This is a genomic window from Micromonospora sp. WMMC273 (assembly GCF_027460285.1).
GTDB classification, from domain to species: domain Bacteria; phylum Actinomycetota; class Actinomycetes; order Mycobacteriales; family Micromonosporaceae; genus Micromonospora; species Micromonospora aurantiaca.
In genome coordinates, this window is record NZ_JAPZBE010000001.1 from 3,143,461 (window position 1) to 3,158,864 (window position 15,404).

At 73.5% G+C, this 15,404-nt stretch carries 15 protein-coding genes; 10 read left to right on the forward strand and 5 right to left on the reverse strand.

Going from position 1 to position 15,404, the window contains the following annotated elements; genetic code table 11:
- Positions 1–93 precede the first annotated feature (93 nt).
- Together O7611_RS14745 and O7611_RS14750 are read left to right on the forward strand one after the other, a co-directional pair.
- A complete protein-coding gene (locus O7611_RS14745) occupies positions 94–1,377 on the forward strand; it encodes a sensor histidine kinase (RefSeq protein WP_269697061.1) in 1,284 nt (427 codons plus the stop codon).
- Positions 1,365–2,024 (forward strand): response regulator transcription factor, encoded by a 660-nt coding sequence (locus tag O7611_RS14750; protein WP_269697062.1) that lies wholly within the window; start codon positions 1,365–1,367, stop codon positions 2,022–2,024. Before O7611_RS14745 ends, O7611_RS14750 begins: the two co-directional genes overlap by 13 nt.
- A gap of 8 nt (positions 2,025–2,032) precedes the next feature.
- On the opposite strand, the gene O7611_RS14755 is transcribed toward O7611_RS14750, so the two are convergent.
- The gene (locus tag O7611_RS14755; protein ID WP_194799380.1) at positions 2,033–2,455 is read right to left on the reverse strand and encodes an acyl-CoA thioesterase; all 423 of its coding nucleotides are present in this window, start codon (positions 2,453–2,455) and stop codon (positions 2,033–2,035) included.
- Between the two features lie 72 nt (positions 2,456–2,527).
- On the opposite strand from O7611_RS14755, the gene O7611_RS14760 reads away from it, so the two are divergent.
- Entirely contained in the window at positions 2,528–3,271 is a 744-nt protein-coding gene (locus O7611_RS14760; protein WP_269697063.1) for an N-acetyltransferase, read from the forward strand.
- Between the two features lie 13 nt (positions 3,272–3,284).
- On the opposite strand, the gene O7611_RS14765 is transcribed toward O7611_RS14760, so the two are convergent.
- A complete protein-coding gene (locus O7611_RS14765) occupies positions 3,285–3,590 on the reverse strand; it encodes a DUF1330 domain-containing protein (RefSeq protein ID WP_013286485.1) in 306 nt (101 codons plus the stop codon).
- Between the two features lie 163 nt (positions 3,591–3,753).
- On the opposite strand from O7611_RS14765, the gene O7611_RS14770 reads away from it, so the two are divergent.
- The 3 genes from O7611_RS14770 (at position 3,754) to O7611_RS14780 (ending at position 5,552) form a co-directional block, all read left to right on the forward strand.
- Positions 3,754–4,716, forward strand: a complete 963-nt coding sequence (locus O7611_RS14770) for a hypothetical protein (protein WP_269697064.1) — start codon at positions 3,754–3,756, stop codon at positions 4,714–4,716.
- Positions 4,717–4,755: 39 nt separating this feature from the next.
- Positions 4,756–5,094: a putative quinol monooxygenase gene (locus O7611_RS14775; protein WP_194799377.1), complete on the forward strand. Its 339-nt coding sequence runs from the start codon at positions 4,756–4,758 to the stop codon at positions 5,092–5,094.
- A gap of 98 nt (positions 5,095–5,192) precedes the next feature.
- On the forward strand, positions 5,193–5,552 hold the full coding sequence (locus O7611_RS14780) for a hypothetical protein (RefSeq protein WP_194799376.1): 360 nt from the start codon (positions 5,193–5,195) through the stop codon (positions 5,550–5,552).
- 42 nt (positions 5,553–5,594) lie between these two features.
- Here O7611_RS14780 and O7611_RS14785 read toward each other — a convergent pair whose 3' ends face one another.
- Positions 5,595–6,440 (reverse strand): S1 family peptidase, encoded by an 846-nt coding sequence (locus O7611_RS14785; protein WP_194799375.1) that lies wholly within the window; start codon positions 6,438–6,440, stop codon positions 5,595–5,597.
- 382 nt (positions 6,441–6,822) lie between these two features.
- On the opposite strand from O7611_RS14785, the gene O7611_RS14790 reads away from it, so the two are divergent.
- Both O7611_RS14790 and O7611_RS14795 read left to right on the forward strand, forming a co-directional pair.
- Positions 6,823–8,268 (forward strand): endo-1,4-beta-xylanase, encoded by a 1,446-nt coding sequence (locus O7611_RS14790; RefSeq protein WP_269697065.1) that lies wholly within the window; start codon positions 6,823–6,825, stop codon positions 8,266–8,268.
- Between the two features lie 116 nt (positions 8,269–8,384).
- On the forward strand, positions 8,385–9,320 hold the full coding sequence (locus O7611_RS14795) for a superoxide dismutase (protein ID WP_269697066.1): 936 nt from the start codon (positions 8,385–8,387) through the stop codon (positions 9,318–9,320).
- Positions 9,321–9,362: 42 nt separating this feature from the next.
- Here the strand turns inward: O7611_RS14795 and O7611_RS14800 are convergent, their stop codons facing one another.
- Together O7611_RS14800 and O7611_RS14805 are read right to left on the reverse strand one after the other, a co-directional pair.
- Positions 9,363–10,937 (reverse strand): Na+/H+ antiporter, encoded by a 1,575-nt coding sequence (locus O7611_RS14800; RefSeq protein ID WP_269697067.1) that lies wholly within the window; start codon positions 10,935–10,937, stop codon positions 9,363–9,365.
- A 76-nt stretch (positions 10,938–11,013) separates the two neighbouring features.
- Positions 11,014–11,634, reverse strand: coding sequence for an L-threonylcarbamoyladenylate synthase (locus tag O7611_RS14805; protein ID WP_194799371.1), 621 nt, complete (start codon positions 11,632–11,634; stop codon positions 11,014–11,016).
- Positions 11,635–11,730: 96 nt separating this feature from the next.
- Between O7611_RS14805 and O7611_RS14810 the strand changes: the two genes are divergently transcribed.
- Together O7611_RS14810 and O7611_RS14815 are read left to right on the forward strand one after the other, a co-directional pair.
- Entirely contained in the window at positions 11,731–12,075 is a 345-nt protein-coding gene (locus O7611_RS14810) for a hypothetical protein (RefSeq protein ID WP_194799370.1), read from the forward strand.
- A gap of 260 nt (positions 12,076–12,335) precedes the next feature.
- Positions 12,336–15,347, forward strand: a complete 3,012-nt coding sequence (locus O7611_RS14815; protein WP_194799369.1) for a glycosyl hydrolase — start codon at positions 12,336–12,338, stop codon at positions 15,345–15,347.
- The last annotated feature ends 57 nt before the right edge of the window (positions 15,348–15,404 follow it).

Below are 15,404 nucleotides of genomic sequence, written 5' to 3' on the forward strand. Positions count from 1 at the left end.
CGTGGCGGGCCGGTTCGGGGTAGGGCCAGACCTACCCGGGAAGCGGGGTCCAGCCGGCTGGGAAGCACGGTGTGGCCTGGCTAGCGTCGGGCCATGACCGTTGATCACGGGTTGGCCGGCGCGTTGCGCCGCCGCCGCTACCTGCTGTCCGCGTGGCCGTGGCGGGCCCTGGCGTACGCCGTCACGACGCTGCCCCTGGCCGGCGCGGCGGCGCTCGGCGCGGCGGTGGTCGCCGCGCCGCTGCTGCTGGTGGCCAGCGCGCTGCGGCGGGGCCGCCCGGTCGACGCCCGGGCGCTGGCGGTGCTGGCCGTGCTGGCGCTCGTGGTGGTGGCGCTCGCGCCGCTGGCCGGCGCGCCGGTGGCGGCGGTCGAGCGGTGGCGCCTCGGCCTGGTCGACGACCGACCGGTGACCGCGCCGCGGTGGCGCGGGATCACCGCCCGCCTCACCACCGCCGCCGGGTGGCGGGAGGCCGCGTACCTGGCCGTGCTGGGCGTGGCGGTGCCGCTGGCGTACGGGATGGTCGGTCTGCTCGTGCTGCTGGACGCGGTGCTGGTCGCCGGTCCGTGGCTGGCCGGCGGCGAGGACCGGATCGTGCTGATCTGGGCCACTGTCGACTCCCCGGCCGAGGCGGTGCCGTACGCGCTCGCCGCTCTGCTGGCGGTCCCCGCGCTGGTCTATCTGGCCGGCCTGCTCGTAGCGGTCCAGGCGACGGCGGCCCGCCTGCTGCTCAACGACGCACCCGCCGGGACGGCGCTGCGCGAGGTGACCCGTTCCCGGGCCCGCCTGATGAGCGCCTACGAGGCCGAGCGCCGCCGCATCGAGCGGGACGTGCACGACGGCGTGCAGCCGCGCCTGACCAGCCTCACCCTCCAGCTCGGGCTGGCCCGCCTCGACGTGCCGGACGGCTCCCCGGCGGCGGGGCCGCTCGCGTCCGCACACGAGCAGGCCAAGGAGCTGATGGTGATGTTGCGCGGGATCGTCCACGGCATCCGCCCGGCGCAGCTCACCGAACTCGGCCTGGCCGCCGCCGTCGGTGACCTGGCCGCCCGGTCGGTCGTCCCGGTCGCCGTGCACGCCGACCTGACCCGCCCGGTGCCGGAGCTGGTGGAGACCACCGCCTGGTACGTGGTCTCGGAGACGCTCGGCAACGTGGCCCGGCACTCCGGGGCCACCCGGGCCGAGGTGCGGCTGATCCGCGACGAACGGCTGCTGGTGGTGGAGGTACGCGACGACGGCCGGGGAGGCGCCGACCCGGCGCGCGGCACCGGCCTGACCGGGCTCGCGGACCGGGTGGCCGCGGCGGACGGGCGGCTGCTGCTGTCCAGCCCGCCCGGTGGGCCTACCCTCGTGCGGGTGGAGCTGCCGTGCCGTCCGTGACCCGGGTCGTCCTGGCCGAGGACGAGGTCCTGCTCCGGGAGGGCCTGGTGGGCCTGCTGACCCGGTTCGGCTTCGTGGTGGACGCCGCCGTGGGTTCCGCCCCGGAGCTGCTCGACGCGGTCCGCACGCACCGCCCCGACCTGCTGGTGACCGACATCCGGATGCCGCCGCAGCACCGCGACGACGGCCTGCGGGCGGCGGTCGCGTTGCGCGCCGAACGTCCGGACCTGGCCGTGGTGGTGCTCAGCCAGCACGTGCAGAGCGCGTACGCGGCTGCGCTGCTCGACAGCGGCGACGGCAACCGGGTCGGCTACCTGCTCAAGGACCGGGTGGCAGACGTCGCCGAGTTCGCCGCCACGCTGCGCCGGGTGGCGGCCGGCGGCACCGCCGTCGACCCGGACGTGGTGCGGCACCTGCTGCGCCGCCCCCGCGACCCGCTCGGCGCGCTGTCTCCCCGGGAGCGGGAGGTGCTGGGCCTGATCGCCGAGGGACACTCCAACAGCGCGATCGCGGCGCGGCTGCACGTCACCGAGGCGGCGGTGGGCAAGCACGTGGGCAACATCCTGGCCAAGCTCGGTCTGCCGCCGGACGAGGACACCAACCGGCGGGTGCTGGCAGTGCTGGCCTGGCTGCGCGCGGCGGGCTGACCGGGGCCCTACAGGTTCATCGGCACGGGGTCGGTGGCCAGCGCCCGGAACCGCTCGCGCGGGTCGGACACCAGCCGCCGCTCGGTGAGGTCGAGCAGGCCACCCACCCCGGTCACCGAGGCCACCGGGATGCCGTCGGCGCGGGTGAACTCCTGGCCGATCCGGAACGTCTTGCCCTCGCCCCAGTGGAACTCGCAGGTCACGTCCACCTCGTCGCCGCCGCGCAGCTCCCGCAGGTAGCGCACCGTCACCTCCAGCGCGACCGGCCCGACGCCGCCGGCGAGCAGCCGGTCCTGGCCGATGCCGGAGGCGCGCAGGCACTCCCAGCGGGCGTGCTCGGCGTACTGGAGGTAGACCGCCTGGTTGAGGTGTCCCTGCGTGTCGAGTTCGTAGCCGCGCACGGTGACGCGTACCCGGAACGGATCTGCCATGCCGGCAGCCTAACCAGGGGCGCAGCGGTAATCCGCGTGCGGTCCGGGCCGTGTGGTCCTAGCCTCCCCGGCGTGACCCTGGAGATCGTGACACTGGCGCAGCGGCCCGGCCTGGCGCCGCTGCTGGACACCGACTTCGACGGCGCCTGGCCGCCGTTCATGCTCTGGGATCCGATGGGCGCCCTCTACTACGGCGTCGCGCACGAGCTGTACCCCGAGTTCGTCTTCGCCGCCGTCGACCCGGCCGAGCCGGGCCGGGCCGTCGCCCGCGGGTATGCGGTGCCGCTGCGCTGGACCGAGGACGAACTGCCCGACGGCGGCTGGGACCGGGTGATCCAGCGGGCCACGCTCGGCCGCCTCACCGGGTCCACCCCCAACCTGGTGTCCGCGCTGGAGATCTGCGTGCGCCCGGACCGGCGCGGCGGCGGGGTGTCCGGGCTGATGCTCGCGGCCATGCGTGCGGCGGTGGCCCGCGCGGGCTTCGACACGCTGGTGGCGCCGGTGCGCCCGAGCGGCAAGGCCGCCGTCCCGGACGTGCCGATGGCCGAGTACGCGGCCCGGCGCCGCCCCGACGGACTGCCGGCCGACCCGTGGCTGCGGGTGCACGTCCGCGCGGGCGGGGTGATCGAGCGGGTCGCGCCCCGGTCGATGACGGTGACCGGCACCCTCGCCGACTGGCGGCGCTGGACCGGGCTGCCGTTCGACACCTCCGGCCCGGTACGCGTGCCCGGCGCGCTGACGCCGGTGCTCGTCGACGCCGGCCACGACCACGCCGCGTACGTCGAACCGAACGTGTGGGTGCGGCACCGGCTCTGAGCGGGCCCGCCGGTCAGGCCGGCCAGGCGTGACCGATCCCGTCGAGCAGCAGCACCACGCCCTCGGTGGCCGCCTCCCGGTCGCGGGAGATCTCCCGGTACTCCGGTGAGGTGGACCAGCGCTCGAAGTCCTCCCGGCTGTCGAACGACAACAGCACCGCCTTCTGGTGCGGCCACTCCCCCTCGACCACGCGGGGGGCGGTGTCGGCGGCGAGCAGCTTCCCGCCGTAACGGGCCAGCACCGGCGGGAAGGCGGCGGCATACCTGTCGTAGCGCGCCCGGTCGTGGATGGTGAGCTGTGCGAGGGCGTAGACGGTCACCGGCCCAGGCTACCGACGTCCGACGGCTGCGGCCTCGTCCGTCGGGCCGGATCCCGCGCCGCCGCGAGCCGGGCCGACTGTCCGGTGTGCTCTAGCCATTATGGCTCTGACCTGCGAATACTGGTAGCAGGACCGCGCGGCGTGGGGAAAGAGGTGGGGCACGATGATCGAGCAGGAGACCCAGCCGGAGGCCATACCGGAACCCCGGAACGCGCCGGAGGGCGCGCCGTCCCGGCCCGCGACGCCGGTTCCCGGCGCGGTGTGGCAGGTCCGCGTACGGACCAAGCTCGACGACCTGTACCAGCAGCTCGCGGTGCTGTCCCCGCGCGACCCCGAGCGGGCCGAGGCGCTGCGCGCGCAGCTGTCCCGGGTGGAGGTGGTGCTCGGGCGCAGCGGCGTGGTCGAGTGGTTGCGCGGCGGCAACCTGGAGTACGCGTGGCAGACGATCCACTCGGTGGAGCGGGCCACGGTGGCGCTGCGCTCCGCGGACGAGCTGACCGGGCTGCTGCCCGCGTACCGCAGCGCGGCGGCGCAGGTGCTGCCGGCCGACGACAAGGTGCTCACCGACCTCGACACCGTGACCGGCGGGGTGCCCGCGGACCTGCTGCGCGCCCGGGTGCAGGCGTTGCTGCTGCGCTACCACTCCGCGTCCGACGAGTTCCACGAGTCGGCGCGCCGGCTGCGCAACCGGATGCTGGGGCTGTCGGTGTTCGCGCTGGTGGCGGAGGTCCTCGTGGTGCTGGTGCAGTGGCTCAGCCGCGACGTCCGGCTGCTGGAGGCGCCGACCGACGCCGGTGGCGTACCGGCCTGGCGGCTGCTGTTCTTCGTGCTGATCGCCGGGGCCCTCGGGGCGTTCCTCAGCGCGCTGCCGTCGATGATCACCTCACGGTCCGGCGGGCTGCCCTACAAGCTGCCGTTCCAGCAGGGGCTGCTGAAGCTCGCCGTCGGCCCGCTGGTCGCGGTGGTCGGCATCATGCTGGTCATCGGCGGCCTGGTGGAGACCAGCGTGAGCAGCACGGCCGCGCTGCTGGGCCTGGCGATCGTGTTCGGCGCCGGGCAGCAGGCGGTCACCGCGTTCGCCGACCGGCGGGCCGCCGAACTGCTCGGGCCGGGGGCCAAGAGCTGATGCCGGACGGCGGCCACCCGGCCTGGGTAGCCTGATCCCATGATCTTCATTACCGCGAAGTTCCGGGTCCGTCCGGAGGACGCCGACAACTGGCCGCAGATCGCCGCCGACTTCACCGCCGCGACCCGGGCCGAGCCCGGCTGCCTGTGGTTCGACTGGTCCCGCAGCCTGGACGACCCGACCGAGTACGTGCTGGTCGAGGCGTTCCGGGACGACGAGGCGGGCGCGGCGCACGTGCAGTCGGAGCACTTCCGGACCGCCCAGCGCACGCTGCCGCCGCACCTGGCCGAGACGCCCCGGATCGTCAACGTGACGGTGCCGCAGCAGGACTGGTCGCGCTTGGGCGAGATGGCGGTGCCCGGCGACGCCGCGAGCTGAAGATTTCCCACGGTTTACCGCTCAGGGATTGAAGCTTGTTTTCAGCTCCCGCTACCCTCGGCGGAAAGATCCACCATCCACCGTGGAGGAGCTGAAGCATGCGCAAGCTGATGGCGGCGCTCGGCGCCGGGGCGATGACGGCCGCGGGCCTGCTCGCGGTCGCGACACCGGCCCAGGCCGCGGCCTGCACCCTGGTGCAGTCGGAGATCTACAACGGGGCGAACCTGATCGCCTGGTCGCGCGGCCTGGACGGCTGCTCGGGCGACGTCTACTGGGAGATCCAGTCCGGTGACGGCGGCACGTGGCAGGTGACCGACAGCGGCACCACGCACTACGACGACCAGGTGGTCAGCTACTACGGCGACGTGGACCTGCCGTGCTACCTGCGGGTGTACGCGGCGTACGGGGACCAGGAGCGGCTGACCCGGCCGGTGCGCAACAACAACTGCGCGGGCTGACCACTGGCCGGGGCGCGTCGGGCGCCCCGGCCGCACCGCCGGTCAGGGGATGGTCAGGCCGTACGCGGCGAGGATCTCCAGGATCGGCTGGTAGTAGCTGGTGCCGCCGCTCGTGCAGTTGCCGCTGCCGCCGGACAGGACGCCGATGACGGTGCCGGTCGCCGCCACGTAGAGCGGGCCGCCGCTGTCGCCCGGCTCGGCGCAGATGTTCGTGCGGATGAGCCCGGTGACGCTGCCCTCGGCGTAGTTGACTGTGGCGTTCAGCCCGGTGACGGTGCCGCACCGCACGCCGGTGGTGGCGCCGCTGCGGCAGACCGCCTGTCCGACGTACGCGCTGCCGGCGGCGGTGACGGTGATCTGCCCCGGGTAGGTGTGGATCGCGCTCGGGTGGGCGACGGTGCCGGTGTAGCGGACCACGCCGTAGTCGTTGCCGGGGAAGCTGCTGCCGGTCCGGCTGCCCAGCACCGTGGTGCCGGCGCTGTCGGCGTACCAGGTGGCGGCCAGGCGGGTGCAGTGCCCGGCGGTCACGAAGTACCAGGTGGTGCCGCGGCGCACGTTCGCGCCCAGCGAGCAGCGCCCGCCGCCGCCGTAGATCGCCTGACCGCCGGCGATCAGCGTGCGCAGGCGCCCGGGTTCGTGGCGCAGCACCGCGCCGGCCCGGTCGGCGGTCCGGCGTACCGCCGCCAGCTCGCGCCCGCGTACCGTGTCGTCGGCGGTGACCGTGAGCCGGCCGGTGGCCGGGTCGTGCTCCCAGGCGGTGCCGGGCGTGCGGATCCCGGCGAGCGCGGCGGGGTCGGGCGGCGGTGCGGCGGCGCCGGCGCGGGCGACCGCCGGGGCGCCGGCGAGCAGGGCGGCGAGGACGAGTACGACGAGCGCGGGTCGGCGCATGCTCCGGCACCTCTTCCATCGTCTACGGTCGATTCACCAAGCATCGGTCCGCAGGCTCGATCGACTCAACCGGCAGAACTGGCGACCCCCGAAACTTCCGGAGCCACGGCGGGCGGCACGGGCGCGCCCGCAGGCCGCGCCCACACGCGGATCCCGCCCGCCCACCCGGCACCGCGTGCCCCGATGTCGACATATCGAGGTGATTAAGTTTTCGGAACGCTTCCGGTAGGCTCCGGGCAGAGATTCGCTTCGATCACCCACGATGTGCCGGGGAGTCCCTCCCCCACCTGGCGCGGCCACCGGGCGGCCGCGCGGAGCCGACATCGTGGCGGGCGGTGGCCGAGGCGAGCCGATCCCATTGACAGGCTAGAGAGGCGTTCAGATGGACAAGGTGCTCGCCCGCGGCAGCGGGAGCGCGGCAGCCCGGTCACGCCCGCGGACCGCAGTGGTCGCGATGGTGGCGGGGGCCGCGGTGGTCGCCGCCACGATAGCGGTGGCGACAAGCGCCAGCGCCGGCACGACGCTCGGCGCGTCGGCGGCGGAACAGGGCCGGTACTTCGGCACGGCGGTGGCGGTGAACAAGTTGTCCGACAGCACGTACGTCGGAATCCTGAACCGCGAGTTCAACATGGTCACCGCCGAGAACGAGATGAAGTGGGACGCCACCGAGCCGTCCCGGAACCAGTTCAACTTCAGCGCCGGCGACCGGCTCGTCGCGCACGCTCAGGCAAACGGCATGCGGGTACGCGGCCACGCGCTGCTCTGGCACCAGCAGCAGCCCGGCTGGACGGGAGGCCTGTCCGGCAGCGCGCTGCGCGACGCGATGATCAATCACGTCACCCAGGTCGCCACCCACTACCGGGGCAAGATCCACTCCTGGGACGTGGTGAACGAGGCGTTCGACGACGGCAACAGCGGCGCCCGCCGCAACTCGAACCTCCAGCAGACCGGCAACGACTGGATCGAGGCCGCGTTCCGTGCCGCGCGCGCCGCCGACCCCGGCGCCAAGCTCTGCTACAACGACTACAACACGGACAACTGGAACTGGGCCAAGACCCAGGGCGTCTACAACATGGTGCGGGACTTCAAGTCCCGGGGCGTGCCGATCGACTGCGTCGGTTTCCAGTCGCACTTCAACAGCGGCTCGCCGTACCCGAGCAACTACCGCACCACGCTGCAGAACTTCGCCGCGCTCGGCGTCGACGTGCAGATCACCGAGCTGGACATCGAGGGCTCGGGCAGCAGCCAGGCCACCACGTACGGCAACGTGACCCGAGACTGCCTGGCCGTGCCGCGCTGCAACGGCATCACGGTCTGGGGCATCCGCGACACCGACTCGTGGCGGGCCAGCGGCACCCCGCTGCTGTTCGACGGCAGCGGGAACAAGAAGCAGGCGTACACCGCAGTGCTGAACGCGCTCAACGAGGGCGGCACCCCGCCGCCCACGACCGCGCCGCCGACCAGCACCCCGCCCACGTCGACGCCGCCGACCAGCACGCCGCCGACCAGCGAGCCGCCGACGACTCCCCCGCCGACCGGCGCCTGCACCGCCACGATCACCACCAACCAGTGGCCGGGCGGCTTCGTGACAAACGTGCGGATCACCGCGGGCTCCAGCGGGCTCAACGGGTGGGCCGTGTCGCTCACCGTGCCGTCGGGCTCGGCGGTCACGAACACCTGGAGCGCCCAGGCCAGCGGCACCAGCGGTGCGGTGACCTTCCGCAACGTCGACTACAACCGCCAGGTCGGTGCCGGTGGCACCACCGAGTTCGGATTCCAGGGCACGGGTACCGCGCCCTCCGGCACGCCGACCTGCGCGGCCGGCTGACCGTCGGCGCGACCCGGCACGGGACCACCGTGCCGGGTCGCGTCCCGGGCGGACACCGGCCCGCGACCGTACAGTGGGGCAGGTCCTGTTCCACCGTTTCGCCCGGAAGGACCACAGTGAACCGACGCATCAGGACCACCCTCGGCGTCGCCCTGGCCGCCACCCTCGTCACCACCGCCGCGCCGGCCCCCGCCGCCGCTGCCCACGACCGACGTCCCACGGTCATCGCGCTGCCGGACGGCTTCCAGCCGGAGGGCGTCGCCACCGCCGGCCGGTACGCCTGGTTCGGGTCGCGGGCCACCGGTGAGATCTACCGCGCCGACCTGATCACCGGGGCGGGCAAGCAGGTCAGCCCCGCCACCGGCACCCCGTCGCTCGGCCTGAAGGTCGACCCACGGGGCCGGCTCTTCGTCGCCGGCGGCACCGCCGGTGACGCCCGGGTCATCGACACCCGTACCGGCGCCGTGCTCGCGAGCTACCGGTTCGCCGAGGCGCCGACGTTCGTCAACGACGTGACGCTCACCCGCGACGCCGCCTGGTTCACCGACTCGAACCGGCCGGTGCTCTACCGCCTGCCGCTGGGACGCGGCGGCACGCTGCCGCCCGCCGGCGGCTTCACCACGCTCCCGCTGACCGGCGACTTCCAGCAGAGCGGCACCGGCGTCAACCTCAACGGCATCGTGCCCACCCCGGACGGGCGGGCGCTGATAGTTGTGCAGTCGAACACCGGCACGCTGTTCCGGGTGGACCCGGCCACCGGCGTCACCACCGCCGTCGACGTGCCGGGCACCACGTTCGTCAACGGTGACGGCCTGCTGCTGCTCGGCCGCACGCTGTACGTGGTGCAGAATTTCCTCAACCAGGTCGCCGTGGTCGACCTGAACCGCTCCGGCACGGCCGGCGTCGCGCGCGGCGTCATCACCGACCCGGGCTTCGACGTGCCGACCACGGTGGCCGCCGCGCTCGGCCGGCTCTACCTGCCGAACGGCCGGTTCACCACCCCGCCGACGCCGACCACCCCGTACACGGTCGTCGCTGTCGACGCGCGCTGAGCCACGCCGGCCGCCACCCGTCCGGGTGGCGGCCGGCCCGGTTCACTCCTCCATCTCCGGCCCGAGCAGCCGGATCTCCTCGATGTCGATGGCCGCCTGGAGCTGCCGCAGCACCGCGTCGTCGATCTGCCTGGTGTTGCGCAGCCGGGTGATCTCCTGCCGCTTGTGGTCGAGCACCCGCAGCCGCAGCCGCCGGGCCATCTCCCGCTCCGCCTCCGCGTCATCACCGCCCGGGTCGCGGGCGTCGGCCAGGTGCTCCTCGTAGTCGGCGCGCAGCCGGTCCACCGTGTCCTGCGTGGCGCCCACGTCGTCGGCGGCCCGGGGCAGCGCCTCCAGGGCGGCCTCGGTGGCCCGGATCCGGGCCCAGCGCACCTCGTCGTCGCGTTCCCGATCGCCGGTCAGGCCGGCCCAGCTCACGACAGCGGGCAGGGTGGTGCCCTGCACCAGCATGATCAGCACGATCACCACCACGGTCACGAAGATGATCAGGTCGCGTTCGCGCACGGCGCTGCCGTCGTGCATGGTGACCGGCACGGCGAGCGCGGCGGCGAGCGAGACGGCGCCGCGGAACCCGGCCCAGCCCACCGCGGTACGCATCCGGCCGTCGAAGTGCCGCGCGCGGCTCGACTCCCGCCGGTCCACCCGTTGCAGCGCCGACACCGACAGGTGCACCCAGACCAGCCGGATCACCACCACGACCAGGGCGACGAGCGCCGCGATGCCGAGCGACGCGGCCGGCGAGTGGCTGGTGATGCTGCGCAGCGAACGCGGCACCTGCGTGCCGAGCAGCACGAACAGGCCACCGTTGACCATGAAGGTGGAGAGGTCCCAGAACGCGAACGCGGTGACCCGGGAACGGGCCCGGATCACCCGGGGCGCGGCGTACGACAGCAGCAGCCCGGACACCACCACCGCGAGCACGCCGCTGGCGTGCACCGCGTCGGCGAGCAGGAAAGCGACGAACGGGGTGAGGATGCTCAGCCCGCCCTCGCGCATCGGATCGTCGACGTGTTTGCGGATCAGCACCACGACCGTGCCGACGAGCAGGCCGGCGGCCACCCCACCGGCCGACTTACCGACGAACTCGCCGGTGAGCGTCAGCGCTCCGGGCACCGTCCCGCCCGCGACAACGCCGGCCGCCACGGCGAACAGCACGAGCGCCGTACCGTCGTTGACCAGGCTCTCCGCGCGCAGTGTGGTGAGGATGCCACGCGGCATCCGCTTGGCCAGGCCGGCCACGGCTGCTGCGTCGGTCGGCGCCAGGACCGCGCCGAGCACCCACGCGGCGGCCGGCTGCACGCCGAGGGCCTGCGCGGTGAACGCGACGGCGGCCATCGTGACGATCACCAGCACGACGGCGAGGCCGATGATCACCACCAGGTTGGCCCGGATCTCGCGGAGGCTGATGACCAGGCTCTCCCGGTAGAGGATCGCCGGGAGGAACAGCACCAGCACGACCTCGGGTTCGAGGATCAGGTCGTCGAACGGCGGCAGCAGGCCGATCAGCGCGCCCATGGCGATCAGCAGGACCGGGGGCGCGACGCTGTAGCGACCGCCGATCGTGGTGCCGACGAGCACGGTGGCGCCCAGCACCGTGATCAGCACGAGTGCTTCCACGCCGTACCCCCGTCACCGTCCGCCGGGAATCACGGTGCCGTACGGCGGCGGCCGGGCGGGACGGAATCGGTGATCGCTACTCGAAGCGGGACGGATCTCCGGCGCCGTGGCGCAGGATCTCCGGCTCCGGGCCGGACAGGTCGACCACGGTCGTCGGCTCCAGCCCGCAGTCCCCGGCGTCGACCACCGCGTCGACGAGGTGGTCCAGCCGTTCCTTGATCTCCCAGCCCTGGGTCATCGGCTCGTCCTCGCCGGGCAGCAGCAGCGTGCTGGTCAGCAGCGGCTCGCCGAGTTCGGCGAGCAGCGCCTGGGTCACCGTGTGCCGGGGTACGCGCGCGCCGACCACCCGCCGCCGCGGGTCCTGCAACCGGCGCGGCACCTCGGCGGTGGCCGGGAGCAGGAACGTGTAGCTGCCCGGGATGACGGACTTCACCTGCCGGAAGACCGCGTTGCTGAGCTTGACGAACTGGCCGAGCTGGGCGAAGTCGGCGCACATCAGCGTGAACGGATGGCGGTCGTCGAGCCGCCGGATCTCCCGGATCCGCTCCACGCCGTCGCGGTTGCCGATCCGGCAGCCGAGCGCGTAGCAGGAGTCGGTCGGGTAGGCGATCACTCCGTCGGCGCGCAGCAGGTCCACCACCTGCCGGATCACGCGGGGCTGGGGGTTGTCCGGATGCAGGTCGTAGTACCTCGCCACGCCGGTCAGCCTATGTCCGCGCCCGGGCGGGCGCAGGTTTGGCCCGGGCGGTTTCCGGAAACAGGTGGGGGCCGTTCACGACAGGGGGACCGAATCATGTCCGAAGCCAGCACAGACCGCGTCGCCGACCGCCCCGCGGAGGTGACCGATCCGCTGCTGTGGGACCTGGCCGCCGCGGTGGCCGACGCGCACCAGCCGGACGACGAGCGCGTCTGCGCCAGCCCGAGCTGCGCCGGGGCGGCGTGGCCGTGCGCGGCCTGGAACAACGCGCAGGCGGGGCTGAGCGCCGCCCGGACGCCCCGGCAGTCCGCCGGCTCGCCGCAGTCCGCCTCGCGGCCGATCGCCGGGCAGCCGGGGACCGGCCGGGCCGGTGCCGCCGGCGAGCCGGGCACGGCCGCGGTACGCACCGACGCGCGGAGCCTCGCCGCCACCGCGGCCTGACTCAGCGTAGGCGCACACGTCCTCGCGCCGCCTCCGGTCGCCTCGGCCGGAGGCGGCGCTCGTGCGCGCCGTCGACGCTGGTCAGCGCGCTTCGCGAGGTGACCGGTGGAAGTTCCTCGCGCTTGGGAGAGCGCTCTCTTTGGTAACAAGACATTGACGGATCCGTAACCCGAACCTTACTGTCCCTTCTCAAGAGAGCGCTCTCACAACTGCCGGACCACCACTCCGTACCCCGCCTTCTCCTCGTGAAGGGGACCTCCATGACCCTCCTGCGGGACTTCTCCCCCGACCCCGTACCCCCGGCCCCGCCCGTCCCGTCCCCGGCCCGCCGGCGCGGCCTGCGGGCGACCGCCCTCGTCGCCGCGTCGGTGCTCGCCGCCGGCCTGCTCGGAGTCGTGGTCGGCGGTGGCGGCACCGCCACCGCCGGCGCCGTCGGCGCGGGCAGTTACACCGAGACCCGGCCGCCCGGCACCCTGCTGCCGAAGGGCTGCGGCGCGATCAGCACCGACCCGAGGACGTTCGTCACCGCCGACGCGCCGTCCGGCGCGATCCCCACGAACGACTGGTGGTCGTCGCTGATCTGGAAGCGCAACAACTGCACCGGCAGCGAGATCCTGCACGCGCACCCACTGGCCTTCAAGGCCGAGAACAACGGGCTCGGCCTGTCGTACACCACCACGCCGGCGATCAGCGGCACCGCTACCGGCGTCGGCGAGTTCCACTACCCGTACGGCGAGGACGTCCGCGTCGGGATGCCCGGGCTGTCCGCACCCGTGGTGAAGGCCGCCGGCTGGAGCGACTGGACGGTCACCGCCGACTGGAGCGACGGCAGCCGCACCATGCGCGCCACCATCGGCCACGGCCTGCCGTTCAGCTACTACACGGTCAGCGGCGGCACCGCGCAGCTCACCGCCACCGCGACGCCCACCGTGTGGCGCAACTCCGGCGCCACCATCGGCTTCACGGTCAACGGCCACGACTACGTCGCGTACGCCCCGGCCGGCGCGACCTGGACCGTCAACGGCGCCGGCATCAGCTCGACGCTGGCCGGCAAGGGGTACTTCTCCGTCGCGGTGCTGCCCGGCGGTGGCGACCGGGCGGCACTGGCCGACACGTACGCCCGGTACGCCCACGCCCACGTCACCGGCACCCGGATGAGCTACGCCTACGACCCGTCCGCCGGCACCGTGCGCACCACGTACGCGTTCACCACCACGCCCCGCGAGGGCAGCGAGACGAAGACAGTGGTGGCGCTCTACCCGCACCAGTGGCGCAGCCTCACCGGCGCCACCCCGATCAGCCCGACCTACGTCTCGGCGCGCGGCGCCATGCGGGTGCTCACCGGCGTGCCGTCGTTCACCACGTCCATGCGCTTCACCGGTGTGCTGCCCGAGGTGCCCGCCGTGGGCGACTCCAGCGGCGCGGACCTGTCCACGGTCACCGGCTACCTCAACGCCGAGCAGGGCAACCCGGAGGGCGTCAGCGGCACCGACACCTACTGGGCCGGCAAGGGACTCGGCCGGGCCGCCCGGATCGCCGAGATCGCCGACCAGCTCGGGCAGACCTCGGTCCGCGACGCGGCGCTGACCGCGATGCGGAACCGGCTGACCAACTGGCTCACCGCCGGCTCCGGCGAGACCGGGCAGCTTTTCTACTACGACCGCAACTGGGGCACGCTGATCGGCTACCCGGCCTCGTACGGCTCCGACGAGGACCTCAACGACCATCACTTCCACTACGGCTACTTCATCGCGGCCGCCGCCACGCTCGCGAAGTTCGACCCGGGCTGGGCCGACGACAGCCGCTACGGCGGCATGGTCGACCTGCTGATCCGCGACGCCAACAACTACGACCGCGCCGACAGCCGCTTCCCCTACCTGCGGGACTTCGACATCTACGCCGGGCACGACTGGGCCTCCGGGCTGGCGCCGTTCTTCGCCGGCAACAACCAGGAGTCCTCGTCGGAGGGGATGAACTTCGCCAACGCGCTGATCCAGTGGGGCCAGGCCACCGGCGACACCGCCGTCCGCGACGCCGGTGTCTACCTGTGGACCACCCAGTCCGCAGCGATCTCCGAATACTGGTTCGACGTGTACGACCAGAACTTCCCGGCCGCGTTCGGGCACAAGACGGTCGGCATGGTCTGGGGCGACGGCGGGGCCTACTCGACCTGGTTCTCCGCCGCGCCGGAGATGATCCAGGGCATCAACATGCTGCCGATCACCGGCGGTCACCTCTACCTGGGTGACTTCCCGGAGTACGTCAAGGCCAACTACGCCGAGCTGGTCACCAACAAGGGCGGCCCGCCGACCGTGTGGCAGGACATCGTCTGGGAGTTCCTGGCCCTCGGCGACGGCGAGCAGGCGCTGCGCAACTTCCGCGCCAACAGCGGGTTCACCAGCGAGGAGGGCGAGAGCAAGGCACACACGTTCCACTGGATCCGCAACCTGGCCGCGCTCGGCACCGTGGACACCACAGTCACGGCGAACCACCCGCTGGCGAAGGTGTTCGTCAAGAACGGCGTCCGCACCTACGTGGCCTCGAACATCACCGCCCGGCCGCTGACCGTCACGTTCTCCAACGGCACGACGCTCGCGGTGCCGGCCGGGAAGACCGCGACGTCCGGGGCGTACACGTGGAGCGGTGGCAACGCCACCGGCGGCGGCACCGTGCCGACCGGTCCCCCGCCGACCACGACGCCCACCCCGACCCCGACGGCGACCACCGCGAGTCCCACGCCGACCACCGCGAGTCCCACGCCGACCTCCGCGAGCCCCAGCCCGACGAGTACGGCCGGCCCGCTGACGCCGGTGCGGTACCTGCGGTCCGGCGGCGGGCTGGACGGCACCGCAGGCACCGCCGGCACGGTGAACGTGGCGGCGGCGACCGGCAACTCCGACGGCACGCCGACCAACCCGCAGGTGTTCACCGCCACCGGGCTGACCGGCACGTACACCGGCGGGGCGACCGCCTTCGACCTGGCCGTCGACGCGGGCACCGCGGTCGGCAACGGCGTCCAGATCCGGGTCTCCTACGACCTGACCGGCAACGGCAGCGTCGAGCGGGTGGAGACCTACAGGTACTTCGCCACCGACCCGATCCCGGGTGCGGAGCGGTACCGGCAGACCCAGGGCCTGCTCTCGTCCACCGGCACGCTGGGCAACCTGGCCGGCGGCACGGTACGCGTCGAGGTGTGGAACGCCATCGGTGGCGCACCCACGATCGTCGGCGTCGGCAACGCCTCGACGGTCACGCTGCCGTACGGCTCCTGACCCACGGTTCCGGCGCCCCGGCCCTCGCGGCCGGGGCGCCGGCGGCGGCAGCCCGGC

Bases quoted from the DNA above. Each gene is read 5' to 3' on its own strand.
- O7611_RS14745 (WP_269697061.1), top strand. From the start codon at position 94: ATGACCGTTGATCACGGGTTGGCCGGCGCGTTGCGCCGCCGCCGCTAC.
- O7611_RS14755 (WP_194799380.1), bottom strand. From the start codon at position 2,455: ATGGCAGATCCGTTCCGGGTACGCGTCACCGTGCGCGGCTACGAACTC.
- O7611_RS14770 (WP_269697064.1), top strand. From the start codon at position 3,754: ATGATCGAGCAGGAGACCCAGCCGGAGGCCATACCGGAACCCCGGAAC.
- O7611_RS14775 (WP_194799377.1), top strand. From the start codon at position 4,756: ATGATCTTCATTACCGCGAAGTTCCGGGTCCGTCCGGAGGACGCCGAC.
- O7611_RS14780 (WP_194799376.1), top strand. From the start codon at position 5,193: ATGCGCAAGCTGATGGCGGCGCTCGGCGCCGGGGCGATGACGGCCGCG.
- O7611_RS14785 (WP_194799375.1), bottom strand. From the start codon at position 6,440: ATGCGCCGACCCGCGCTCGTCGTACTCGTCCTCGCCGCCCTGCTCGCC.
- O7611_RS14790 (WP_269697065.1), top strand. From the start codon at position 6,823: ATGGACAAGGTGCTCGCCCGCGGCAGCGGGAGCGCGGCAGCCCGGTCA.
- O7611_RS14810 (WP_194799370.1), top strand. From the start codon at position 11,731: ATGTCCGAAGCCAGCACAGACCGCGTCGCCGACCGCCCCGCGGAGGTG.
- O7611_RS14815 (WP_194799369.1), top strand. From the start codon at position 12,336: ATGACCCTCCTGCGGGACTTCTCCCCCGACCCCGTACCCCCGGCCCCG.